Source organism: Edaphobacter sp. FHG110511_03 (assembly GCF_059115365.1).
The window spans coordinates 242,958-265,133 of record NZ_JBZYWL010000006.1 but is presented as its reverse complement, the minus strand read 5'-3'; the positions used below and the strand labels follow the sequence as shown (position 1 = coordinate 265,133).

At 55.3% G+C, this 22,176-nt stretch carries 23 protein-coding genes; 3 read left to right on the top strand and 20 right to left on the bottom strand.

Translation table 11 applies throughout. The features are described 5' to 3' along the window. The first annotated feature begins 33 nt into the window (after positions 1-33). The 3 genes from AC5S26_RS23560 (at position 34) to AC5S26_RS23550 (ending at position 3,459) form a co-directional block, all read left to right on the top strand. On the top strand, positions 34-957 hold the full coding sequence (locus AC5S26_RS23560) for a DMT family transporter (protein ID WP_494187396.1): 924 nt from the start codon (positions 34-36) through the stop codon (positions 955-957). A gap of 208 nt (positions 958-1,165) precedes the next feature. Further along, a complete protein-coding gene (locus AC5S26_RS23555) occupies positions 1,166-2,836 on the top strand; it encodes a trypsin-like peptidase domain-containing protein (RefSeq protein WP_494187395.1) in 1,671 nt (556 codons plus the stop codon). A 206-nt stretch (positions 2,837-3,042) separates the two neighbouring features. Continuing rightward, entirely contained in the window at positions 3,043-3,459 is a 417-nt protein-coding gene (locus tag AC5S26_RS23550) for a peptidoglycan-binding protein (RefSeq protein WP_494187394.1), read from the top strand. Between the two features lie 99 nt (positions 3,460-3,558). On the opposite strand, the gene AC5S26_RS23545 is transcribed toward AC5S26_RS23550, so the two are convergent. The 20 genes from AC5S26_RS23545 to fliF all read right to left on the bottom strand — a co-directional run bounded on the left by AC5S26_RS23545 (position 3,559) and on the right by fliF (position 22,176). Continuing rightward, the gene (locus AC5S26_RS23545; protein WP_494187393.1) at positions 3,559-4,233 is read right to left on the bottom strand and encodes a cyclic di-GMP-binding domain-containing protein, MshE-related; all 675 of its coding nucleotides are present in this window, start codon (positions 4,231-4,233) and stop codon (positions 3,559-3,561) included. A 278-nt stretch (positions 4,234-4,511) separates the two neighbouring features. Then, positions 4,512-4,820, bottom strand: a complete 309-nt coding sequence (locus AC5S26_RS23540) for a FliM/FliN family flagellar motor switch protein (protein WP_494187392.1) — start codon at positions 4,818-4,820, stop codon at positions 4,512-4,514. A 10-nt stretch (positions 4,821-4,830) separates the two neighbouring features. After that, positions 4,831-5,829: a flagellar motor switch protein FliM gene (locus AC5S26_RS23535; RefSeq protein WP_494187391.1), complete on the bottom strand. Its 999-nt coding sequence runs from the start codon at positions 5,827-5,829 to the stop codon at positions 4,831-4,833. Between the two features lie 82 nt (positions 5,830-5,911). Beyond that, positions 5,912-6,787, bottom strand: a complete 876-nt coding sequence (locus AC5S26_RS23530; RefSeq protein ID WP_494187390.1) for a FliA/WhiG family RNA polymerase sigma factor — start codon at positions 6,785-6,787, stop codon at positions 5,912-5,914. A 43-nt stretch (positions 6,788-6,830) separates the two neighbouring features. Continuing rightward, positions 6,831-8,936: a flagellar biosynthesis protein FlhA gene (flhA, locus tag AC5S26_RS23525; RefSeq protein ID WP_494187389.1), complete on the bottom strand. Its 2,106-nt coding sequence runs from the start codon at positions 8,934-8,936 to the stop codon at positions 6,831-6,833. After that, the gene (locus tag AC5S26_RS23520; RefSeq protein ID WP_494187388.1) at positions 8,933-10,078 is read right to left on the bottom strand and encodes an EscU/YscU/HrcU family type III secretion system export apparatus switch protein; all 1,146 of its coding nucleotides are present in this window, start codon (positions 10,076-10,078) and stop codon (positions 8,933-8,935) included. The genes flhA and AC5S26_RS23520 overlap by 4 nt, the downstream gene beginning before the upstream one ends. Continuing rightward, positions 10,075-10,857 (bottom strand): flagellar biosynthetic protein FliR, encoded by a 783-nt coding sequence (locus tag AC5S26_RS23515; protein ID WP_494187387.1) that lies wholly within the window; start codon positions 10,855-10,857, stop codon positions 10,075-10,077. Before AC5S26_RS23515 ends, AC5S26_RS23520 begins: the two co-directional genes overlap by 4 nt. A gap of 2 nt (positions 10,858-10,859) precedes the next feature. After that, a complete protein-coding gene (locus AC5S26_RS23510) occupies positions 10,860-11,129 on the bottom strand; it encodes a flagellar biosynthetic protein FliQ (protein WP_494187386.1) in 270 nt (89 codons plus the stop codon). A gap of 18 nt (positions 11,130-11,147) precedes the next feature. Then, entirely contained in the window at positions 11,148-12,026 is an 879-nt protein-coding gene (gene fliP, locus AC5S26_RS23505; protein ID WP_494187385.1) for a flagellar type III secretion system pore protein FliP, read from the bottom strand. Continuing rightward, complete coding sequence (locus AC5S26_RS23500) at positions 12,017-12,241, bottom strand: flagellar biosynthetic protein FliO (RefSeq protein ID WP_494187605.1); 225 nt, start codon at positions 12,239-12,241, stop codon at positions 12,017-12,019. The genes fliP and AC5S26_RS23500 overlap by 10 nt, the downstream gene beginning before the upstream one ends. Positions 12,242-12,331: 90 nt before the next feature. Then, on the bottom strand, positions 12,332-12,673 hold the full coding sequence (locus AC5S26_RS23495; protein WP_494187384.1) for a FliM/FliN family flagellar motor C-terminal domain-containing protein: 342 nt from the start codon (positions 12,671-12,673) through the stop codon (positions 12,332-12,334). Positions 12,674-12,694: 21 nt separating this feature from the next. Continuing rightward, positions 12,695-13,237, bottom strand: a complete 543-nt coding sequence (locus tag AC5S26_RS23490; protein WP_494187383.1) for a flagellar basal body-associated FliL family protein — start codon at positions 13,235-13,237, stop codon at positions 12,695-12,697. Between the two features lie 137 nt (positions 13,238-13,374). After that, a complete protein-coding gene (locus AC5S26_RS23485; RefSeq protein ID WP_494187382.1) occupies positions 13,375-14,601 on the bottom strand; it encodes a flagellar hook protein FlgE in 1,227 nt (408 codons plus the stop codon). 105 nt (positions 14,602-14,706) lie between these two features. After that, complete coding sequence (locus AC5S26_RS23480) at positions 14,707-15,045, bottom strand: flagellar hook assembly protein FlgD (RefSeq protein ID WP_494187381.1); 339 nt, start codon at positions 15,043-15,045, stop codon at positions 14,707-14,709. 28 nt (positions 15,046-15,073) lie between these two features. After that, a complete protein-coding gene (locus AC5S26_RS23475; protein ID WP_494187380.1) occupies positions 15,074-16,747 on the bottom strand; it encodes a hypothetical protein in 1,674 nt (557 codons plus the stop codon). Positions 16,748-16,829: 82 nt separating this feature from the next. Then, positions 16,830-17,270 carry a hypothetical protein gene (locus tag AC5S26_RS23470; protein ID WP_494187379.1) on the bottom strand — a complete coding sequence of 147 codons (441 nt, stop codon included), beginning with the start codon at positions 17,268-17,270 and terminating at the stop codon, positions 16,830-16,832. A 14-nt stretch (positions 17,271-17,284) separates the two neighbouring features. Beyond that, positions 17,285-18,619 (bottom strand): FliI/YscN family ATPase, encoded by a 1,335-nt coding sequence (locus AC5S26_RS23465; protein ID WP_494187378.1) that lies wholly within the window; start codon positions 18,617-18,619, stop codon positions 17,285-17,287. Then, positions 18,616-19,323, bottom strand: a complete 708-nt coding sequence (locus tag AC5S26_RS23460) for a FliH/SctL family protein (RefSeq protein WP_494187377.1) — start codon at positions 19,321-19,323, stop codon at positions 18,616-18,618. The genes AC5S26_RS23465 and AC5S26_RS23460 overlap by 4 nt, the downstream gene beginning before the upstream one ends. After that, positions 19,307-20,395, bottom strand: coding sequence for a flagellar motor switch protein FliG (gene fliG / locus AC5S26_RS23455; protein WP_494187376.1), 1,089 nt, complete (start codon positions 20,393-20,395; stop codon positions 19,307-19,309). The genes AC5S26_RS23460 and fliG overlap by 17 nt, the downstream gene beginning before the upstream one ends. Then, positions 20,395-22,176, bottom strand: a complete 1,782-nt coding sequence (gene fliF, locus AC5S26_RS23450; protein WP_494187375.1) for a flagellar basal-body MS-ring/collar protein FliF — start codon at positions 22,174-22,176, stop codon at positions 20,395-20,397. Before fliF ends, fliG begins: the two co-directional genes overlap by 1 nt.

Sequence of the window (22,176 nt, the reverse complement as noted above, 5' to 3'; positions counted from 1 at the left end):
TATCATTGAGGTCTCAGCCTTCAAGACAACGTTTTGTCCCGATTCAATCCATCCACGCTCGCTCACGTCATGCTCCTTGCCGTGGTTGCCCTTTGGGGCGTCACCTTCGTTCTGGTCAAAGATGCATTAAAGGATACGGCTCCCTTACTCTTCAATTTCCTTCGCATGAGTGTGGCCGCGCTCGCGCTGATCTTCCTAAATCGTCGCCATCTCCGGCACATCCCAAGACGGACCATCGCATCCGGGGCTATCGTTGGTTTATTCCTTGCTGCCGGATATCAGTTTCAAACTGCAGGCCTGGCTCGAACGACGGCGTCAAAGTCTGCTTTTATTACTAGCCTGGTCGTCGTCATCGTCCCCCTGCTTACTGCGATTCCGGTAGTACGTCCTGCATCGGCCCCCGCTCCGGGTATTGCCACGCTCCTGGGAGCGTTTCTCGCCTTTGCCGGCCTCATGTTTCTCACGACTCCAACAGGTACAACCTGGTCAAATCTCATCACTTCCGTCGGCGTTGGAGATCTGCTTACCCTGCTCTGTGCAATTGCATTTGCAGGACATCTTATCGCCCTGGCTCACACTTCACCGCAAGTTCCCATCCCGCAACTTGCGACGCTGCAGATCCTCTTCGCCGCGTTAGTCATGGGGGCCACGCTGTCGTTGGGCGGACCTATTTATTTCTCTATGACGCCACGGGTGATCGTGGCTCTCGCTGTCACCGGACTTTTCGCGACAGCCGCCGCCTTCACCATCCAGAGTTGGGCCCAACGACATCTCTCTCCGTCCCACACTGCGCTTTTGCTTACCCTGGAGCCGGTTTTCGCCTGGCTGACCTCTTTTTTCTTCCTGGGCGAACAGTTCGGTTCCCGCTCGTTTGTCGGAGCTCTCCTGATTCTGCTAGGCATATTGGTCACCGAGCTCCTGCCCTTATCTTCACCGGTCTCGAAGCATCCGCTCTAGCAACGCATGCCATCACAAAGATGCAGAACGATTTGCCTGCAACAAGGTGCCGAAATACCTTTGCGAGTTCTTTTGCGTCTAACAACCGAATGCCCCAGGGAGGGCTCTGCAGCATAGTTTCCTGCCCTTCGAGGGCTATACTTAACTCTTCGCAGATACCGTCCATCCGTGACGGACAGGAAGCACACGAAAGAGGTTCGATTTATTGATGGATACACCGACAAGCAAGTTCACGAACTGGCTCGAGCGTATGCGCAGCCATCGTCTCACTACGACCTTCGCCCTTCTGGCCACTCTGTCCGCCGGCATTCTCGTCGGCTCGGTGATTACGCGTGGCGTCAGCGGTAAAGAACAGGCGCCCGACACATCCGACGCGAAGCAGTTGGTTATTCCCTCGGCGAAGACGCTTTCCAATGGCTTCTCGCAGATCGCCAAAGAGGTTGGTCCTGCCGTAGTAAATATCAATACCGAATCGCTTCCCAAACAGTCCCAAAATCGCCGTGGCCGTCGTGGCACCCAGCGTGGTCCGGTTCCTCAGACCCCTCCCGGCGGCGATGACGACCAGCAGGGTGACATGCAGGACTTCTTCAACCGCTTCTTCGGCAATCCGGGGGGTGGAGACGACGATGGCGACGGTGGTCCCATGGGGGGTGAACGCCGTGCTCTTGGTTCCGGTTTCATCGTCGACGCTCGAGGCTACATCATCACGAACAATCACGTGGTCGATAAGGCCGATAAGATCTATGTCAAACTGTCGACCGATCCCGACGGTGGTCCAGAATCAGAAGGCCGCCCAGCCAAGGTGATCGGCGTCGACAAGGATACCGATATCGCCGTCATCAAAATTGATTCGGACAAACCGCTGCCCACGGTCAAGCTTGGCAACTCCGATAGCGCGTTGGTAGGAGATTGGGTGCTTGCAGTTGGAAGTCCTTTCGGTCTCTCGCAGACAGTCTCGGCCGGTATCGTCTCGGCTAAGAACCGATCCATTGATGAGCCCTCTCCCTCCGGTATTTCGCAGTCACAATTCCAACGGTTTATTCAGACCGATGCCGCGATCAATCCCGGCAATTCGGGGGGGCCGCTGGTCGATATGGATGGTGACGTTATTGGTATGAACACCGCCATCTACACTCAATCCATGGGTTCGCAGGGTGTCGGCTTCGCCATGCCGTCGAACATCATCGCGAATGTCTACAACATGCTGATTGGTCCGGAACATAAGGTTGTTCGCGGTTCTATCGGCATCAGCTTTCAGTCTTCGACCAGTTCCGCGGTTGGACGAATCTACGGCTTCAAGAATGGAATTATTGTCTCTACGGTTACTCCTAATGGAGGCGCTGCAAAGGCCGGCATTCAGCCGGGTGACGTGATCGTCTCCATCGAAGGCCGTCAAATCAAGGATGGCGATGACCTCGTCAACGATATCTCAGCCCGTAAGGTTGGGAGCGCTGTCAAGCTCGGTTATCTTCGTGACGGTAAACCCGGCACTGCCAGCGTGACAATCGGAGACAGAGCAAAGACCTACGCCGACCTTGCTGGTGACAACAACGACGATGACAATACTCCGCAGGAGTCCGACGCTGGACAGAGTAAGCTCGGCATCACGGTTTCAACGATTCCTCCAGCTGTGGCCCAGAAGACCGGGATCAGCAAAGGCGTAATCGTTACAACCGTACGTCCTGGCTCTTTTGCCGATGAAATCGGGCTAGCCAAAGGAGCCATCATCACCGAAATCAATAAGCAGCCGGTGAACGATGAAGCCTCCTATAGAACCGTCGTCACTGCCCTAAAGTCCAAGGATGACGTAGTCTTCGTCATCCACTCTCCGATGCGGAAAGACGGTGGAAACTCCTACGTTGGGGGAACCCTTCCATAACTGGCCCCTCTATGAGGGGGCGGTTCAGAGAACCGCCCCCTCGAAAATTTACCTTCCCTTCTAGTTTTCCCGTACTGGAAGCGGGTACATTTTGGGGCAACCTTTTTCTTGCATCCTCAATTCCCTCGAGATACCCTAAACCCTAGAGTTCGGCAGAAACGAACGGTACTCTGCCCCCCAACGCTGTAGCGCGAGGTTTCTATCTAATGCGGCCAGGCCGACTCCCAAGCTTCGTTTTACTTCTTGCAACTGCACTTACTCCCTGTGTTGCCAAGACCCGTAGTCATCACAAATCAACGACAACCAAGCAATCCAAGCCACCGGCGAAACACACAGGGCAGCGCTCGATCGACGATAATAGAGCCATCGAGATTCAACAGGCTCTTGTTCGCTCTGGTTATATGACTGAACCCAGTGGTCATTGGGATTCAGCTACTGAAACAGCTATGCAAAAATTTCAGGCCGAGAACGGTTGGCAAACCAAGTTGATGCCGGATTCTCGCGCCATCATTAAGCTCGGCCTCGGACCTTCTCAATCCAATTCGGCTCCAGCGGCCCGGAGTGTCTCCGCCGCGCAGACCATTGCTGACACCTCAGCTGATGTGAATCTTTCGCAGCGATAGATTCGGAAACGAAGCTGCTTATGTTGTCCTCTTTGCCACATCAGTGAAGAGAAAATACTTTTCGCCAGTTGGCTACGGACCAGGACAATTCTTTTCTGTTCATTTTCCTATCGTAAATATGTAATCGAGCATGTCTTCGCCGTTACGCGCTAATCTTTCCTGCGATCGGTGGGCTGCAGCCTCCAACCAGAGACGCAGCCAGTAATAACGGTGGACGCGAACCAGCTTCGAGGCCACTGGTTGTTTTTGCTCCAGGATCGCTGTGATCCTCGCAGCCATGGCATCGGCCTCTCCATAGGATTCTTCCTTGAGCTCTACGGCATCGCTTTCCAAAAAAGCGAGGCGAGCCGATTCATATTCTCGTGTCTTCATCAAGCCACTCTCGACGATAAGCCCCGACATCTGCTCCAGCGCCAGCGCAGCCGAGGCATCCAGGCGATCCTCAAAACCAAGGTAGAGGATCCGCGATCCCGCTACTCTGACCGGCAACAGGCCAAGCTGCTCCACGAAGGTTCTTGGGGCTACGAATGCCATCTCTCGTGGAGAGAAACCACTGGCGCTCAGCACTGGGCAACTCCACTGCAGGCTCAAGGCTCGCGTGATCCGATCAGGATCCACATCGCACTGAGCCACAAGCACCTCTCCGATGCGCCCACCGTGTTCGCGTTGGACATCCAGAGCATATTGCAGTTGTAGAGGGGTAATCCAGCCTTGTGCCAGCAGCAGAAGACCAAGCGGAACCCGATGTCGGTGTCGTACCGGGGCATTTTCCATACCATTTCCGACTTCACGCTGCACCGCCGCTCGCACCATCTCAAGGACACATCGACCGCTACAGCCCCACTGTTCCTCAAAAACAGGACGTTTCCGGCTTCGCCAAGGTGCCGTCCACATTGCTGTGCACTGAATATTGGAACATGTCCTAGGCCCCTGTATCGTCCCCGGTGTAAGACGCGCAACATTCGACGGTCGATAGTTGTCCTCAACCCGTGCGAACGGGTTTCCTTGGGACGAAGTCTGTAAAAAGTCCAGCCTTGGCTCGGTTTTCTTCCCTAGAAAAAGCATCGTATGCTCTCCAACCGCAGTTGCGGAGTGGCTACTTCGGTCACACGCAGAGCAAAATTGCCATTAAGGACGACGACCTCTCCGCGCGCAACGATTCTGTCTCCCACTACCAGATCAACCGGTTCGGCTACATGCCGGTTGAGTTCGACCACGTTTCCAGGACCGAGTTCCAACACTTCATGCAGGGCCATCTCCCGAGCCCCGAATCGAAGTGTCGCGTCCAGGTCGATGTCGCACAACAAATCCATCTTTGATTCAATCCCTGCATTCCCAGATTCACTTACGGCTTGTTCCATCTCACTCCCCCTAATTCACCAGCGGTTCTGAAACCGAATTTGATGGCGTCTGCGTACCTGCCCCGTGGAACAGGTTCTCCACCTTGGCACTGCGATGTTCTCCGCAACGTACAGGTTGAGCTTTGCCCATTGCCAGTCCTCCTATGATCAGATCTGGGGTTTCATATCGCGGCACCATCAGACGAAGCACAGTTCCCTTTTCCAATGTTGCTACTTCACTGGCACGGACGCGTATCGCCGGAAGCTGCAGCAGTACCTCTACCTTGGACTCAGCCATCAGCTCACGCATCCGTATAGCTGACTCCTTCGATCTGCGTCGAGGGCGGTCGCCCTCAGCAATGAGTCTTCGCAGAATCGCATTCAGCACCACAGCGGGCAGACACAGATTAACCACCCCCTGTACCTCGGGCATCCTCACCTCAAAACTTACGCAGAGTGTCTTCTCCGCAAGTGTCATCGTCCGAGCAGCCTGCGCCTCAGTCTCGCGTTTTTCAAACGCAAACTCCAACCCCACTGCCTGCCATGCGGATGTCAGCTCCTGCACGATCATTTCAATGACCGCCCGCATGATGGCTTCTTCAATATCGGTCAGCTCACGTTTCTCTGCCGCATGCCCCACACCACCCAGCAGAACGTCCACTACCGGGGCGACCAGAGCCAGGTCGACCTCCAACAGCCCCACCGCTCCCAGCGGCTCCAATCGCAGTGAACAGATGTATGCCATAGCGGAGAGCCTCTCCAGGAACTCGCTGAAGGGCAGCTGTTCGCCGGCGACAAGCTTTACGCGGAACGGCATGCGAAGCCAAGCTCCCATCGAGTGCATCAGGTTCCTCGCAAACAAATCGTTCACCGTTGTGATAGCCCTCATCTGATCATTGCTAATCTGACCTGCACGACTGAAGACATACTTCTCCGGCCCTTTATCCGCCTCGACCTTGAGCGGCTTTGCCGAGGCGTTCGCAGCAGCAAATAGAGCATCAATGTCATCCTGCCCCAGATTTTTTTCCATATTTCCCCTTCAAAAGTACAATTGAACATTAGCCTGAACTATCACGTTCCGGTGTGCTGTGTTCCTTCCATTCTTCTGCTCATTACCGCCGCTGAGTTCGTACTCCGCCAAGCGAGCTTCGCAGTCTGAGCACCGCCGAGGAATGAATCTGAGACACGCGCGATTCGACTACGCCGAGCGTCAGGCCGATCTCCTTCATCGTCAATTCTTCATAGTAGTAAAGCGTCAGGACCATGCGTTCTTTCTCGGGAAGGTCTTCGATCGCATCGGTCAGCCTCTGTTTCATTTCGCCTTTCAAACAGCGGAACAATGGATCTTCCTCTGGAGATCCAGGAATATAGGCCAACTCTTCATCGCCCGAGTCCTCAGATCGCTCCATGTGCAGACTTCCGATCTCCAGCCCTTTCAGGTCCCCCAGCAACTGCTGATATTCAGCCAGCGTCAGCTTCATCTCCGAGGCGATCTCCTGCTCCGAAGGAGCGCCCCGCAGCCTCTGTGTTACGGTACGGATTGCTTCTTCAACGGCCCTTCCTTTGCGTCTCAACTCACGTGGGCTCCAGTCCAGCGTTCTCAGTGAATCGAGAATTGCACCTCGGATCCGGAACTGCGCGTAGCTTTTAAACTGAACCTTCTTGCCATGATCGAACTTTGAGAACGCATCCATCAAGCCAACAACGCCTGCCGAAACCAAGTCATCGAGGTCTACATGTTGCGGTAGCCGTTCATGGATACGGCGGGCAATGTACCGAACTGTGGGAAGATGCTCCATCAGCAACAGGTCTCTTTTGTTCGCAACTTCCGCTTCTGTCGAGTGGCTAGCGTTCAGTGCTTGCTCCGTAAACGGCTTCTCAGCAGGCATCGTCCCGGCCTCCTCGCCTCCATTTCCAAACCATCGTGGTCCACCAGCACATACCTCCGCCTCAAGCATCCCTAGCGGTATTGATCGTCCTGCGTTCATCGTCGCCTCCCACGTCTAAAATCGCCCTGCTCCTGCCTGCCGCTCAGCCAACCGTGCCTATGCTCCTCACCCTCACCTCCGGAGGGATCTCCATCGGCGAAAGAACGGTCATTTTGGGAAGAAAAGGTTCCAGCCAACGCCGTACGTGATAGCGCGCCGGACTCGGACATAGGAGCACGGGAAGGGCCGATCCAGCGCCCGCAACGGTTAGCCGCTTCACAGAATCCACAAGCCGACGGAGAAAATCCGATGGCATTCCGGAGGTGCGAGATCCATCCCCGAGCAACATGCCTGCGCTTTGCGGGTCGAAGGCGCCGATCAGCTCGCTCTCGATCGCCTGTTCCAGCATTAACACCTTGAGTTCACCCTCTCTATCGAGCAACGAATGCACCAGCCCACGGCCAAAAGACTGTCTGACGGCTTCTACAAGATGAACCAAGTTCTTGGATTGCGGTGCCGATTCCACTAACGCCTCGAGAATTGCTCCCATGTCTCGGATCGAGACCTGCTCGCGCAGCAGTTGCTGCAGAACCCGTTGCACCTCGCCGAGCGACATCAGCTTCGGAACAAGTTCTTCGACGAGCTTTGGATGACTCTCGCTGATGCTATCCAGCAGGCGCTTTACCTCCTGCCGTCCAAGCAATTCATGCGCATGACGCCGAATCAGCTCACCCAGGTGGGTTCCGATCACCGTCGTTTGATCGACGACCGAGTAACCAGCCGCCAACGCCTGTTCTTCGAGCCCAGGCTGGATCCAACGTGCGCTAACACCAAACGCTGGCTCCTTGGTCTCTATACCTGGAAGCGGCCTTGCCTTCGGATCCGCATTGACGGCCAGAAGACAATTCTGCTCTGTCTGCCAGCGTGCGATCTCCACGCCGCGCAAGCTCACTACGTACTCGCGAGGTTTCAGCCGGAGATTATCGGTGATGTGGACGGAAGGGACGATGAAGCCAAGCTCCGTTGCGAGATGTCGACGAAGCGCGCGAACTCTATTCAGCATCTGACCGCTCTGCTTCTCGTCCACCAGCGGAATCAATTGGAATCCGATCTCGAGGGTTAATTCATCGATCTTCAATAACGAAGCAAGGTTTTCTCCACCCGTCACCGCGATGTTTTTCGCCTTGCCCGCAGACGCCTCATCTATCTCGACATCTGCTACCTGAGACTGTCCTGCAGGGAGTCTTCGGGCTATGAGCGCTACACCAATCGCCATCAATATAAATGCCATCTTCGGCAAGCCCGGAATCAGCGCAAGGGTGACCAGTACGCCGCAGGCGATCCACAACGTGTTCCGCCCCTTCAACAACTGCGTTCCTAATTCCTGGTCGAGAGCCCCGGCGGAGGAGGCTCGCGTCAACACCATCCCTCCGGCCACGGAGACCAGGAGACTCGGGATCATCGTTACAAGGCCATCACCTACCGTCAAAATGGTATACGTCTTCACCGCTGTTGCAAGGTCTGCCCCCTGCTGGATCACCCCGATCAGAAGGCCGGCAACGATATTGATTACAGTGATCAAAATCGTTGCCATTGAGTCGCGTTGGTTGAAGCGCGCCGCGCCGTCCATCGCGCCATAGAATTCAGCCTCGCGGGCGATCGCCTGCCTGCGCTTGCGGGCCTGCTGCTCGTCGATCAGGCCGGCGTTCATGTCGGCATCGATCGCCATCTGCTTGCCCGGAAGAGCGTCCAGAGTGAACCGCGCCGTAACCTCCGCAGTTCTTACTGCGCCATGGCTCACTACAAGAAATTGGATTGCAATTAATGCGAGGAAGAGAACAAAACCTACAACGTAGTTGCCGCCGACTACGAACTGGCCGAATGCCTCGATGACCGAGCCCGCAGCCGCCGTCCCCTCATGGCCATGCAGCAAAATTCTTCTGCTCGACGCAAGATTCAACGACAGCCGAAACAGAGTCAGCAGAAGAAGCAGTGTCGGAAAGACCGAGAAGTCGACTGCGCGCCGCACCTGCACTGCGGTAAGAAACACGATCACCGACGCGGTAATCGAAGCCGCCAGCAATAGATCCAATACGAAGCTAGGGATGGGGATAAGCATTACAAAGACAACGCTGATCGCCGCAACCGGCAAAAAGATTCCTTGCAACTTGGCGAGCGACCATCCGCCCGCAGTCTTTCGTTCGCTCACATCCCACCTCCAGCACTATGTATTTCCGCAGCCATAGAAGCGGGATAACGCTTCATCGGCGGTATTGCCTGTTGTGCTTGTCGCTGTCTACGCATCCGCTCTTCCACCTTCTGTCTGTAGAGATAGGCCAGAATTCCTGCGACCGCCGAATACAGCTCAAACGGAATCGAATGTCCTGGCTCGACCATCTTGTAGAGACTCCGCGCCAGCGGAGGATTTTCGATAATCGGGACGCCCGCCCACTTTGCTTCTTCTCGAATCTCGGCGGCAAACAGATCGCGTCCTTTGGCCAGAACCACCGGCGCCTGCATCGTCTCAAAGCTAAATTCCAGTGCGACTGCATAGTGCGTGGGATTCGTGATCACGACACTGGCACGGCTCATGTCGGCCTTCACCTTACGCCTCCGCATCGCATGCTGAATCTGTCGGATCTTTCCTTTGATTTCAGGGTTTCCCATCGATTCCTTCAGTTCTTGCCGAATCTCCTGCTTGCTCATCTTCAGCCGCTCGTTCCAGCTTCTCCACTCAATTGCGTAGTCCAGAGCAGACCAGCCGAGCATCAACCAGGCCGCATCGAGGGCGAGACGATAGGCGCTTGAAAAGGTTGATGGAAGCCGCACCATGCTCATCGCCGGCATCGACAACATATTCGCCTTCAAAGTGCTCCACCCTAACGCAACCATGACAGTCGCAGGAACCAACGATTTCACCAGACGCATTGCCTGTCGCAGGCTGAACAGGTTTTTAATATTTGTCGCAGGGTTAAGACGCGAAAACTTCGGCTCAATCGCATTGGGATAAATCTGTACTCCGCCAGCCTGCCCCACGCCTGCTATTAGCGCGCATCCGAAGCTTGCAGTCAGTACCAAACCAACCGGCAAGAATGCGGGCTGAATCACGTTTCGTACGGTCTCGGTCCATCCGCGCTCGCCGCTCATTTCGCCGACTCCAGCCGAACGTAGACTTTCGAGATACACCTTCCCCCAGCTACCGGAAAACCCATGCGCCGTCGCTCCCAGCATCAGCACGCCTCCCAGCATGGCCATCGCTGAAAGCAATTCACGACTGCGAACTCCATCTCCCCTCTCTTTCGCCTTCTTCTTTCGTTGTGGAGTTGCCTGTTCTGTCGCCTGTCCGCTCATGTGTGCGCGATCAACTTTCCTGCGGTGTCCAAAAGAGCCGTGAAGTGTCCTTCGATCCATCCCGGCCACAACGCAAGGCTGCCAATCAAAACCCCGAAAGACACCAGCGTCTTCAGGGGAATTCCCAGCACCATCGCCGGAAGCTGAGGAGCCATCCGGCTGATCAATGCGACGGTGATCTCCACTACCATGGCGGCCGCGATCACCGGCGCGGCCAATTGCAAACCTGCAAGAAAGATCCCTCCTGCCATCCCGGCAACCGCGAATCCCGTCCCGGCTTGAATCATCGCGTGACCCACTGGCACAGATCGGAAGCTGCGGACTATAGCCGCCAGCAACGTCCGGTCCAACCCCGCTCCCATCAGAACCAGCAGCCCGATCCAGCTCAGCATCTGGCCCAGCACCGGCGTCTCGATCTTTGAGTTGGGGTCAAGCAGATTTACAAGAGAGAAACTGAACTGCATTCCGAGCAAAGTTCCGGCAAATAGCAAGGCTTCATTGAGCATCATCAAGGTCAATCCGAAGACCAACCCGACGCCCAATTCCCCCAGCACTCCCATCATGTCCAGCGATGGCCTCGCATCGGGCACGGCAACCACCACTGGTGCCAGTAGTATCGTGAGTGCAAAGACAAAGCCGGCTTTAATCCGCGGTGCTATTGCAGCAGAGGAAAAGAGTGGGGCAAAAACCAGTAAACCACTCACACGAATCATTACCAGTACCGCAGTTGTGAGAAATTGCGGCCAGTCAGCCATATTCGTTGTCGTCAATTCGCTCATCTCTACCCCAGATACCGGTGGAAGTCCTGAAACAGATGAATGGAGTAGGCCACCATCCGGTGGATCATCCATGGCAACGCAAGCATAGCTACGCCAAAAACCACTACTAATCGAGGAACTGCTGTCAGCGTCTGCTCCTGCACGCCGGTGAGCGTCTGAACGAGGCTCACCAACAGGCTTATCAGGCAAGCGCTGAACAGTAACGGTGCACTCAGTAGCAGCGCCTCTACAAGCAGCCTGCGCATCATCTCGACTGTCTGGTCAGGTCCCATCTCGTATCACTCCATGCGTCAAAAACTCTTGATTAACTGATCCGCAAGCAGATTCCATCCATCGACCATCACGAACAACAGAATCTTCAGCGGCGTAGAGATCACCACTGGTGGAAGCTGCATCATGCCGATCGAAGTAGTTACGCTTGCTACCACCAGGTCCACCAGCAGAAATGGAAGAAACAGCACTGCGCCGATTTGGAAGCCAGCTTTCAGCTCGCTCAAAATGTAGGCGGGTACAACCACCTGGACCGGAAGATCATCCTTGGTCTGCGGACGTGCGCTCATTCCCGCCGAAGCGAAGACAGTGAGGTCTTTCTCGCGTGCGTATCGCAACATGTATTGTTTGACCGGCTGAAGACCCCGGCTCATGGCCTCTTCCCCTGAGATTGTCCCCGCGCGATATGGTGTCACCGCCTGCTGCTCTACCTGTAACAAAACCGGTGTCATCAGGAACCAGGTCATCATCAATGCCAGTCCCATCAGCACCTGGTTCGAAGGCGCGGTCTGTGTTCCCAAGGCTTGCCTCAAAAAATGAAAGACCACTAGCAACCGCACCAGAGGCGTAACCGACAGCAGTAGCGCCGGGATTAGAGTCAGCAAGGTGAGCCCGAGAACAATCGACCATGGCACGCTATGGCTAACGTTCATCGCATCTTCAATCGATTCCTTCGCGTGCAGGGTCACGATCTCGGGCTTTGATGGCGAGATCTTATGCAGGGATAACTTGTCAGCCGCTTTAGTCGCCTCCGTATGGGCTGCCCGTACCGCAGGTTGATGCTTATTGGAGAAGGATTCCTTTCGGTTAGCTCCAAGAGCTCCTGTCTGTGCAGAGAGCATGGACCCGTACAGCCCCAGCCACAATAGAAGACCTGCGGTCACACCTCTTACTCGCATGTGCTACCCTTACGTGCAAATCTAGGATCTCCGCTTTCAAGCTTCACCATCGTCTCAATTCGATCCAGACTGCCTCCCACGAGAAATCGCTCGCCGGCGCAGCGAATCAGCATCAACTGACGGCGCCCTCCAAGCGATAGAATCTCTACCAGTTCTATCTCGCGTTCTCGTTCAGTTTTTGCTACGCGCCGATCAGCCCACAATCGCAATAACATCTCTGCAAGACCAGGGTGACCGACGTTTGTTGTCGTCCCTCTTGTCCAGATCGAACTTCGCATCCCAACTCCCCTAATTCCGTATCTTGGCTATGCCAATCGCGTCAGGCGCACCATCAGGTGCTGATCCACAACTTCGAACTCCGTCCACGCAACTTGAACGCGGCCAGCCTTCAGCGGAATATCATCTGTATGCGACCATTTGCTCTCTACAATTTGTCCTGGAGCCAATCGCAGCAGATCCCCGATCTTGAAACCACTCAAAGGAATTCCCGCTGCTGTGGCTACAGTCATCCGCGATAGCGGCGACCACAAACCATGTTCTTCAATCCGCATCACCCACGGGCGTGCTGCTGTCACAGCCGGTACGACGGTCTCCTGCGAGTTCGCGGGCATGATAGATTCCAGTTTTGCCAACTCATTTTCGCCCATCTGTCTCTCCTGCACTCTCTCTTAGCGCTGCACCAGAAATTCGGTAAAGAACAGATCTACGACCTTGATCTCGGGATTGTGATCAGCCAATGCCATCTTTAGCTCTTTTTTTAGGCGGTCCTTCCCTCCCGAAGCCAGTAAATGCTCCGAGGTTTCCTCTCCCATGACCGTGAGCGCCGTGTCGCGCACTGAGGCGTCGGCATCTTTGGCTGAGGGTTTTACCTCTGCGCTCTTGCTCTCTTTTCCGCTTTCACCCGAGGGCTCAGCAATTTGCAGCGTCAGACCGACTCGCAGAAAAGCGCTTCCAGAGTTGTCCGCCAGATTAACCAGTAGGGGCTCCAGTGAAACCATGTGCGTTTTGATCGAAGCGACGGCGGGTGCCGGAGCGGCGCTGGTCGCTCGGAGCGGGACCTTGCCCGAGCGGAGCAGGTAATACACGAGGCCACCAACTGCGATGGTCGCAACGACGACACCAAGTGCAACCGCAATCATTAAAGGCACAATAGGAAGCTTCACCGGATCGGATGTAATCTTTGCCTGGATTACAGGAGGAGTAGTAGCCATGATGTCTCTTTCTTATGCAATCGTCGGGCCGTCCACGACCGATCCTCGATTAGGGAATTTTCACAATAGGAATAAATCGCACAGAAAAGAGGGCGGCCAAAGCCGCCCCCTAGCACTTCTTTTTTATGCACCCTTTGTTAGCGGATCATGCCCAAAGTTGCCTGCGTAAGCGAATCAAAGGTTGTAATCGTCTTTGAATTCGCCTCAAACGAGCGTTGTGCCACAATCAGGTTGGCGAACTCAGTCGAGATATCGACGTTCGACTGCTCAAGTGTCGAATCTTCAATCGTTCCGCGCCCTCCAGTTCCCGCCGATCCGACCACTGCGTCGCCCGAAGCTGCCGTAGTCTCGAAGCTATTGTTCCCAACCCTCACTAAACCTTGGGTGTTCGTCACTGAAGCCACAGCGACTTGCCCGATTACCTGGGTATGGTTGTTATCAAACTTTGCAGTCACCACTCCGTTCTGGTCCACCGTAAACCCCGAATAGTTTCCGCTAGCATAGCCGTCCTGCGGGGCCGCGCCGGTTGTCGATGGAGCAGTAGTCTGTGTGATTGTGGGGCTGCCGCCAGTGGCAAGATTCCAATCAAAGCTCAAATCACTGGCTCCATCGGTTAGCCCGGGAAAAGTAATCCCGCTGATGGTCCCGGTTGGAGACGTCAGGTTTCCGTTTGAATCAAAAGTAAGTGTACCTGTGTTGTTCGTAGGAGTTCCTGCCGCGTCTCCTGAAGGCATTCCTACGCTATAGCTCCACTCATTCTGTGCCGTCTTGGTATAGGTGACGGTAAGGGCATGGCTGTTGCCGAGCGAGTCGTAAATCTTCACCGGCGTCGTAAACGCCGTACCCACATCCGCTCCTGCGTTAAGATTTGCGGTAATTGAAATATTCTGAGTTGCTTGCGCCGCTTGCGTCACACCGACAGGAAGTTCGATCGGAACCAGTCCTGCATTTACATCCACTACGCCGTTGTTTGCCGGATATCCCATCACATTCGCGCCATCTTTAGTGGTCAAGTCGCCTTGTTGAGAAAGTTGAAAGTCCCCTGCCCGTGTCAATTGCTGAACGCCATTCTGATTCACGACAAAGAAGCCGTTACCACTCAGCGCCATGTTCTCCGACCCTCCCGTTGGCAGGAGCGTGCCTTGGGTAAAGTCGGTTGCAGTTCCCGAGACGCGCGTACCTACACCGACTTGCAGAGGGTTATTCGAGCCTGAGGTTCCGATCTGCTGATAAAACAGATCCTCAAACGTAGTCCCCTGCTGCTTATAGGCGGTTGTGTTCAGGTTCGCCAGATTGTTCCCAATGGTGTTCAGGGAAGTCGTATCGGCCTGCAGGCCGCTTAATGCAATTGAAAAAGATCCCATCGTTCTCTCCTTTAGTGAATCCCTTCGCAGAAGCTCCCAATAACGTCTGCTCTATTTCACGCCCGATCATCGTGCGTAAATGCTCCCTGTCAACGACCACGTCCGTTAGCCCGTAATCGCACCATCTAAAGTGTCTTCAAGACTTCCCAGCCCTTGATTAATTTGAATTAGCTGCTGCAAGCTATTCACGCCTACCAGTTGTTGGATATAAGCGTTCGGATCTGTAGGCTGCGTAGGATCCTGGTTCTTCAACTCCGTGACTAGCAGAGTCAAAAAATCGTTCGAGGTAATCGTAGAATTATCGGTTCCACCTTCTCCCGATCCGCTACCCGTGCTTTCATCCTTTGCACTAACGTCCTGCCGCGCTTTCGGCACCAGTGCCGTAGCGACTCGGTCTGCTGCCTTTCCTTGTCCTACAAGAGAACTCAACTGCGATAGATCCATCTTTTCCTCCATCTCACAACAGGTTTGTTTAGGCACGTACGCTGAGCCAACCGCCGGCCCTTGCATACCCAAACGACGGCCAACCGGCTCCGCCATCTTCTTCTGAGACTCCCCGCCTGGCGCCCTCATCATTTCTGCTCATTGCGGCAGGACTCTGGTGACTGGGGTTCCCCTCAGCCGAGCCCCTACCCGCCTCATGATTCTGTCCAGTTCCTCCGGAGAAATTCGAAAGGCCCATATCCCCTGAAGGCATATGGATAACAACCGAACTGACTGGAACCTGTTCCTGATGCAGGTAGTTCGTCAGTGAAGGGAGTTCGCGCCGCAGCATCTCCGTCCCCTCGGAGGAGTTCGACGTCACAGAGGCGTGAACTCCTCCGTCGTCGGCCAGCTCAGCTCGGACCTTCAACCATCCATGAGTTCCATTTGGAAGTCCAACCTCTAACGTTGTCGAACTCGCTGAAAGAGTCTTATACTCGTCCGCGGTGTAGAAGTTCGGGGCCTTAGGTTCGGCACCGCTCTGCGTGCTCACCATGTGCGCAGTGCTTGGCGCGGCTTTCTCGATTGGTGAAATAGTCGATAGGTGATGTTGAACATGCGTCACAGCCGAGGCGACACCCCCTGAAGCTTCCATCAGAGCTGTATGCACGCTCTCGGTTTGATGAGCGGAGCCGCCGTCTGCTATCGCTCTCTGCGCCGCAGCCGGTTTTGCCTCGTGCGGTTCGGGACCAGACTCTTTCGGCGCAGGATCGACAGGCGTCGATCGCTTCGTGATCGCCCCATTTTCTTTTGCCGACACGGAAGAAGATTCTGCAGCTCCTGCAGTCTGCATCTTCCCCAAATTGGTTCGTCCTGCTCGGCTCGGAGCGACAACTGGGGCAATCGATGAATTCTTACCTGGTGCAACAGTTTCAGCAATGCCTATCGCCGGCTGCTGGGGCATCTTTTCCCGCGAAACTGTTGCTACGAGGATCGCCTCTAATGTTGGCGTAACCGTTACAGTCTGTATACCTTCTTCTTGCTTCTTCGCAATGGAATGCTTGTTATTTCCCTTCTCCACCAGTTTGTGTGGCGTGTTCTCTCTTCGGATCTTCGCACCATCTTTACCTTCCTCAGTTCGGGAACCTGCCTCTTCCTTGGAACTGCTGCTCACCCTGGTTTGCAAGACATTCAAGACTTCTGTCGTGATATCAGAAATCTTGCCTTCAGACGTTATGAGTTCCTTCTCTGTCGAAGTTTCATCCTGCCCCTCCAGTACAGCCCCTCGTTTTTGAGTGGACGCAAGTGGATCCTCCAGCCCGGAAACAATCCTTTTCGTTATTTCGGCCGAGATGCCTTCCGAAGATTCAGATCCAGTTCCCTCTTCTTTCGATGGAATCCCCTCAACCACGCGCTCCGCGTTTGCAGAAATGTTCTTCGCCATCTCTGAGACAATATGCATCGTCCCGCTTGATATGTTGTCCTTACCTGCCTGGGTCACGAAAGGGTTCTCCGGCCACCCATTCTTCCCTACTTCTGTCTCGCTCGTCTTTGCAGGAATTAAGCATTTTCCTCCGGAAAGTACCTCTTTTTCTTCAGCGGAGGTTATGCTATTTCCAAAACCTTCGGCAAACGACACGCTTTGCGTGTTGGTAGCCCCCAAAAGTCCGGGCACAAGCACCCCATGCGTCTCTTCCGGCCTGATGAATCTCGCAATCTTCATCTCGCTCGCTCCTTTCTTGAAAAATGCATTTGCGTTGCCAAATCGCGATCCAGTTCCTTAGAAGAGATTCATCTCTCCCCTACTAAAGGTCTGCTCTCAGCTTCCTGCCCCATCTCTGGGCCAGAAAACGATCATCGGAAGCAGCCTGCGCCAGCTTTTCCTGCAAAACTGCAATCCGCTCAGTTTCACCGTCTATCAACGTTTGCATGCGTTCGCTCCACAGCCTGCTCGCGATATGCCGAGCCTGCGCCAACTCGCGGGTCTCTCTTCGTCTCTCTAAAATCGGCTGCAGCTGTTCTTTCTTGCGGATCGCCACCTCTTCCCGCGCCGTCATTGCCGATCGTCCGAGACGATCCTGCGCGCTCATCGCTTCGCGTTCCTTATGCCAGGCCAGATGCAAGATATCGGCCTCCGCATGGATCGCCATCTCAGCCTCGCTAACCTCCGCAGTGGCCATGCGTGCTTCGATCGAGTGAATCTCCTCAATCAGTTCATATACCGCGCCGAGTCGCCGTAATGCCATCAGCCGCTGCATCGCTAAAGCACCATCGCCGTCAGTCGCTCCACCGTCTCCTCAAAAACGATGCTTTCCTGGATTTCCTGTTCGAGGAAACCTCGTATCATCGGCATCGCGCGCATCGCGCGGTCAAGCTCCTCATCAGCTCCCTGCTTGTAGGCTCCAATCCGGATTAGATCTTCCGACCGAGCATGCGCCGCGAGAAGTCTTCGCATCAAAGCCGCCTGCCTCTTATGTTCATCGCTCACTACGGCTGGCATAAGTCGGCTCAGTGAATCGAGAACGTTCACCGGTGGATACCATCCTGCTGACGCCATCGATCGTGACAGAACCACGTGCCCATCCACAAACGATCGCACTGAATCGACGACTGGATCCTGTTGATCATCGCCCTCCATCAAAACTGTATAGAAGGCCGTGATGCTTCCACGTTTGAAGTTTCCGGCTCGTTCCACCAGCTTCGCCAGCCGCGTGAACACGGATGGTGTATAGCCCTTTGTAGCTGGAGGTTCTCCCGCGGCCAGGCCAACCTCGCGAGCCGCCATCGCATAACGCGTCAACGAATCCAATACCAACAACACGTGCTTACCTTGAGCAGCATAGAACTCTGCGACCGCGGTAGCAGCAAGCGCCGCACGCATTCGCAACAAGGGGCTCTGGTCTGAGCTCGACACCAACACAACGGCGCGTCGCATCCCCTCCTCCCCGAGCGAATCTTCGACAAACTCTCGCACTTCGCGGCCACGTTCTCCTACCAGCCCTACCACGGTAAGATCGGCGGCCGTATTCCGCGTCATCATTCCAATCAGCGTGCTCTTTCCCACTCCCGATCCACCGAAGATACCAATCCTTTGGCCGCGTCCCACTGTTAGCATTCCATCCAGTACTCGTACACCCGTGCTCATCTGCTTCTTGATCGGAACCCGTTCCATCGGGTGCGGAATCATACCGTCCAACGGCCATAATTCGCGCGTTCTAGGGCCCGGGAGACCATCGAGTGGTATTCCCAACGAATCCAGGATCCTTCCTTCCATGTCCTCGCCCACCGCAATACCCGGTGTCATCCCAGTGGCGTACAAAGCATCTCCGTACCTGATCCCGCGTGTCGCTTCCAGGGGCATGGCAAGAACGTTGCGTCCACGAAATCCGATTACTTCGCCACGATGCCGCGTTCCCCCTGAGTCGAGAATCTCACAGCATTCCCCCACCGAACACAACGGCCCCTCGGACTCTACCGTCTGGCCATTTGCCTCAACGACACGACCGCTCCAGCGCCACGATGGTCCTCGCTCCAATCGGGCGAAATACGGCAGCAATAATCTTCCTTCTTCCTTCTGGACATTGGCAATCATCATGCCGGCCTCTGCTGCAACAGATCAAAAAATCCCTTTTCAATCTCTTCCATCTGAGCTTTCACTCCCAGATCCACTCGTCCGACCGTCGTCTCAAATACACACTCTCCAGCTCGCAATCGGCTGTCACCAGTGACCACCACTTCGCCTTTGCTTCCATCAGAAAGGAGACGGCCCCACTTCTCTACCTGTTCTTCAGGTACGCGAAACGTAACCGCATCACTCTCCTGCATCTTCTCAAGCGCAACCTTCACAACTCCCTGCAGCAGAAAGGGATCCATCGCGATCTCCCGATGCAGTACACGCGCGGCTATTGCTAACGCAAGACGAACAACTTCAACTTCTACTGCCGCGAAGTATCGAGTACGTTCTCTGGAAAATTGCTCGCAGATCTTCGCTACTGACTCCCGTTCGGATGCTGTCTTCTCTTCAAACTCAAGCAGCATCTCTTCACGGACCTCAGCCCGGGCCTCTTCTCGTATAGCATCGGCCTGTCTTTGGCCGTTCTCCACCTGCGAGCACAGATGCGTCTCCATTTGAGCGAGAGCATCCACTTCTTCGCCCTCTCTCTCTGGGATCGACTGCTCTGGAATAGCGTCGACCGTCTCTTCCACCGAAAACTCATTCAAATTCTTAAACTCAAGCGGATACACGGCGCGAAGGCTCCGGGTTTCTCCTTCCAGGGTTGCTTCAAATGGCGAGATCATCGTCTGCTCCCATCTTCAGCATCATTCTGCCTTCACTCTCCAGCTGACGAGCCAGCGCCAGCAGTTCCTGCTGCGCAATCCCGACATCCTTCATCCGTACCGGCCCCATTACGTCCATGTCTTCCTTCAGCATCTCGACCGCGCGTGAACTCATCGCCTTGAACAGGTGTGCCTTCAGGTTCTCTCGTCCTCCCTTCAGCGCCATCGCGAGAACCCTCTTGTCAGCCGCAGCAACAAATTCGCGAATGCTCTCAGCCGGAACTGTAAGCAGGTCCTCAAAGGTGAACATCAGATTTCGAATTCCGATCGCCAGTTTCGGCTCCTCGTGTTCGATCTCTTCAAGAATCACTTTGCTCGCGGTCTGATCCACTCGGTTAAGCAACTCGGCCACAGCCTTGAAGCCTGAATAGGACTTCCGTCCCCCGCTTCCCATACCCTCCATGCGCTGATGCAGTACCAGTGCGACCTTTTGCGCCATCTCCGGCGAAAACTGCCTCATCTCCGCCAACCGCTTTACCACGTCCACGCGCATCGTCGGCAGCATCTGCATCAGAATCAGCGCCCCTCGCTTCGCATCTACGTGTGCCAGTACCAGCGCGATTGTCTGTGGATGCTCGTTCTCCAGAAACTTGCTCAACTGCTGAGGATCCATCTTCTGCAGAACCGCCATGTCTCCGTTTGCCCGCTCGCGAATGCGTTTCACTTGCGCCAGTAAAGCTTCTGCCTTTGAAGATCCGAAGGCCTCGGTGAGCACACGGAGCGCATACTCTGGACCACCACGAACCATGTATTGCTGGGTTTCGAGCAGACCATAGAATTCTGTCAGCACCTGGGTAAGCTGCTGTGCTTTTATCTCTCCCAGCCGCGTAATCTCTTCGGTCACGCGGTGCACATCGCTCTCCGAAAGGCTTTGAAACAGCGTCTTGGCCAATTCGTCTCCCAACGCTACCATCAGAATTGCGGCCTTTCGGAGGCCGGATCCTTCGAATGGCTCGAACCCCGATGACTCCGGAAGCATCAATGGAAGCCGTTGTGCTGCCGGGACGTTTCCTCTTTGTCCACGCTCCGCCATCAATCCATCTCCTCCGACGAGCCGATCCATGCTTCTAACAACCGCGTGCTCTGCACCGGTTCACGCCGGATATGCTCAGCAACCTGCTCAAAGACTCCCTGATGCTGCATCTGCTCTTTTGTCTTCCCCGGAAGTGTCAACGGCGACACCGCCTTCCCACCAAGTTGATCCGCATCCATTCCCATCTCGAGACTTGCCGTATCGACTCCCGCGGGCAGCAGTGCGGGTTGACGCAGTGTCTCCGCGATCTGCCGTCCCATCGGTCGCAACACGCACAGCACAAGCAAAACCACGCAGATGCCAAGCATCATTGTCTTAGCCAGTCCTGGCTGCGTCCGTGACAGCATACGGGCTTGCTCCATCACCTGTTCCATCACTGGTGGGCGGGCCTCCGGCGAGTTTGAGCTGAAACCCACATTTTCGACCACTACTTGGTCGCCACGTTTCAAGTCGAATCCCACTGCCGCTTGGGCCAGTTGTTCCAGCCGTCGCATCTCATCGGCGCTTCGCGGCTTCCATATCATGTGCTGCGCTTTACCCGCGCCTTCTATCAAGCTTCGATCGTTCACCACGACAGCTGCAGTGATCCTGCGAACCCGCCCCGGGCCTTCTTCAATATGCACCACATGCTTGGTCACCCCGTAGGTTCCGTTCTCCTCGCGAAGACTCTGTCCGGCGCCCGCTCCCTGTTGCGGATATACCGGCAACGATTCCTTCTGCAGCAGTGGAGGAGTTCCTGGCGCTGCGGCGGCTTGCGAACCCTGTACGGCTCCTGCCGGGGCTCCCGCCGGCGAGTTGCTTGCCGTCCCCGGAACCCCGGTGCCTCTTTGCGCTTGTTCGGAGACCTGTTCGCTCTTCTGCAAAGTCAATGCCGCCGATTGATTCGGGTCATAAATCTCGTCTGTCCGCTCTTCATTTCCCTGCTCGTAACTAACATTGACCGTCGCGCGAACGTTGTCGTGTCCTGCCAGCGGCTCTAACATCGCTACCAGCTTCGCCTCCATTTCCTGTTCCACATCCGCAGCAACGGAATTCTTGGATCTCGGCTTCAAATTCGCGCGGCCATCCGCGTCCACCAGATTTACATCGTCCGGGCTAAGATTCTCTACGGCTCCAGCTACTAGACTGCGAATCGCATCCGCTTGCTCCTCGCCCAGAGAAGAACGCTTCAGCTTTAGCACAACCGAAGCCTTCGCCGCTCGCTCTTCGCTGGTAAACAAGGATTGCTTTGGCAGAACCAGGTGGACTCTCGCAGACCGCACCACCCCCAGCGTACTGATCGTATGCTCCAGTTCCCCTTCGAGCGCTCTCTGATAGTTCACTCGCTCATCGAATTCACTGCCCACCCAGTTCGGTTTATCGAACAGTTCAAAACCAAGCCGCCCTGTCTGCGGCATACCCTTCGTCGCAATCTCCATACGCGCTTTGTCCAGCATCTCAGCCGGCACCTCGATCGCCCCGCCATCCTGAGTCATCTGGTAAGGTATCCCGGCCGCAGCCAGTTCCTGCGAGACCTGCTGGACGTCTTTGCCATCGAGTCCTGTAAACAACGGTTTCCAGTCTCTACGGCCCGCGTACCACACCATCGCCATCACCATGGCTGCGAGAAACGCCGCCGACGCCATCAGCCATGTCCGCTTGCCCGAGGGAAGCGACATGATCCTGTCGCGCAGCGTCGAGGCTATCGCAGTTGCCCTGGCCGCAACGCCGCTACCTGGATTCACCAGTACCGGTTCCGTCCGTTGCAACCCTGTCTTCTCTTCCTGCTCTGTCTCAACCAT

What these genes read in the sequence shown, in the direction of transcription:
- AC5S26_RS23550 (WP_494187394.1), top strand. Translation starts at nt 3,043, where the DNA reads ATGCGGCCAGGCCGACTCCCAAGCTTCGTTTTACTTCTTGCAACTGCA.
- AC5S26_RS23480 (WP_494187381.1), bottom strand. Translation starts at nt 15,045, where the DNA reads ATGGATCTATCGCAGTTGAGTTCTCTTGTAGGACAAGGAAAGGCAGCA.
- AC5S26_RS23555 (WP_494187395.1), top strand. Translation starts at nt 1,166, where the DNA reads ATGGATACACCGACAAGCAAGTTCACGAACTGGCTCGAGCGTATGCGC.
- fliP (WP_494187385.1), bottom strand. Translation starts at nt 12,026, where the DNA reads ATGCGAGTAAGAGGTGTGACCGCAGGTCTTCTATTGTGGCTGGGGCTG.
- AC5S26_RS23535 (WP_494187391.1), bottom strand. Translation starts at nt 5,829, where the DNA reads ATGGAAAAAAATCTGGGGCAGGATGACATTGATGCTCTATTTGCTGCT.
- AC5S26_RS23495 (WP_494187384.1), bottom strand. Translation starts at nt 12,673, where the DNA reads ATGGGCGAAAATGAGTTGGCAAAACTGGAATCTATCATGCCCGCGAAC.
- AC5S26_RS23475 (WP_494187380.1), bottom strand. Translation starts at nt 16,747, where the DNA reads ATGAAGATTGCGAGATTCATCAGGCCGGAAGAGACGCATGGGGTGCTT.
- AC5S26_RS23485 (WP_494187382.1), bottom strand. Translation starts at nt 14,601, where the DNA reads ATGGGATCTTTTTCAATTGCATTAAGCGGCCTGCAGGCCGATACGACT.
- AC5S26_RS23490 (WP_494187383.1), bottom strand. Translation starts at nt 13,237, where the DNA reads ATGGCTACTACTCCTCCTGTAATCCAGGCAAAGATTACATCCGATCCG.
- AC5S26_RS23540 (WP_494187392.1), bottom strand. Translation starts at nt 4,820, where the DNA reads ATGGAACAAGCCGTAAGTGAATCTGGGAATGCAGGGATTGAATCAAAG.
- AC5S26_RS23515 (WP_494187387.1), bottom strand. Translation starts at nt 10,857, where the DNA reads ATGAGCGAATTGACGACAACGAATATGGCTGACTGGCCGCAATTTCTC.
- AC5S26_RS23470 (WP_494187379.1), bottom strand. Translation starts at nt 17,270, where the DNA reads ATGGCATTACGGCGACTCGGCGCGGTATATGAACTGATTGAGGAGATT.
- AC5S26_RS23530 (WP_494187390.1), bottom strand. Translation starts at nt 6,787, where the DNA reads ATGAACGCAGGACGATCAATACCGCTAGGGATGCTTGAGGCGGAGGTA.
- AC5S26_RS23465 (WP_494187378.1), bottom strand. Translation starts at nt 18,619, where the DNA reads ATGATGATTGCCAATGTCCAGAAGGAAGAAGGAAGATTATTGCTGCCG.
- fliF (WP_494187375.1), bottom strand. Translation starts at nt 22,176, where the DNA reads ATGGTTGAGACAGAGCAGGAAGAGAAGACAGGGTTGCAACGGACGGAA.
- fliG (WP_494187376.1), bottom strand. Translation starts at nt 20,395, where the DNA reads ATGGCGGAGCGTGGACAAAGAGGAAACGTCCCGGCAGCACAACGGCTT.
- AC5S26_RS23545 (WP_494187393.1), bottom strand. Translation starts at nt 4,233, where the DNA reads ATGGAAAATGCCCCGGTACGACACCGACATCGGGTTCCGCTTGGTCTT.
- AC5S26_RS23510 (WP_494187386.1), bottom strand. Translation starts at nt 11,129, where the DNA reads ATGGGACCTGACCAGACAGTCGAGATGATGCGCAGGCTGCTTGTAGAG.
- AC5S26_RS23500 (WP_494187605.1), bottom strand. Translation starts at nt 12,241, where the DNA reads ATGTTATTGCGATTGTGGGCTGATCGGCGCGTAGCAAAAACTGAACGA.
- AC5S26_RS23520 (WP_494187388.1), bottom strand. Translation starts at nt 10,078, where the DNA reads ATGAGCGGACAGGCGACAGAACAGGCAACTCCACAACGAAAGAAGAAG.
- AC5S26_RS23460 (WP_494187377.1), bottom strand. Translation starts at nt 19,323, where the DNA reads ATGATCTCGCCATTTGAAGCAACCCTGGAAGGAGAAACCCGGAGCCTT.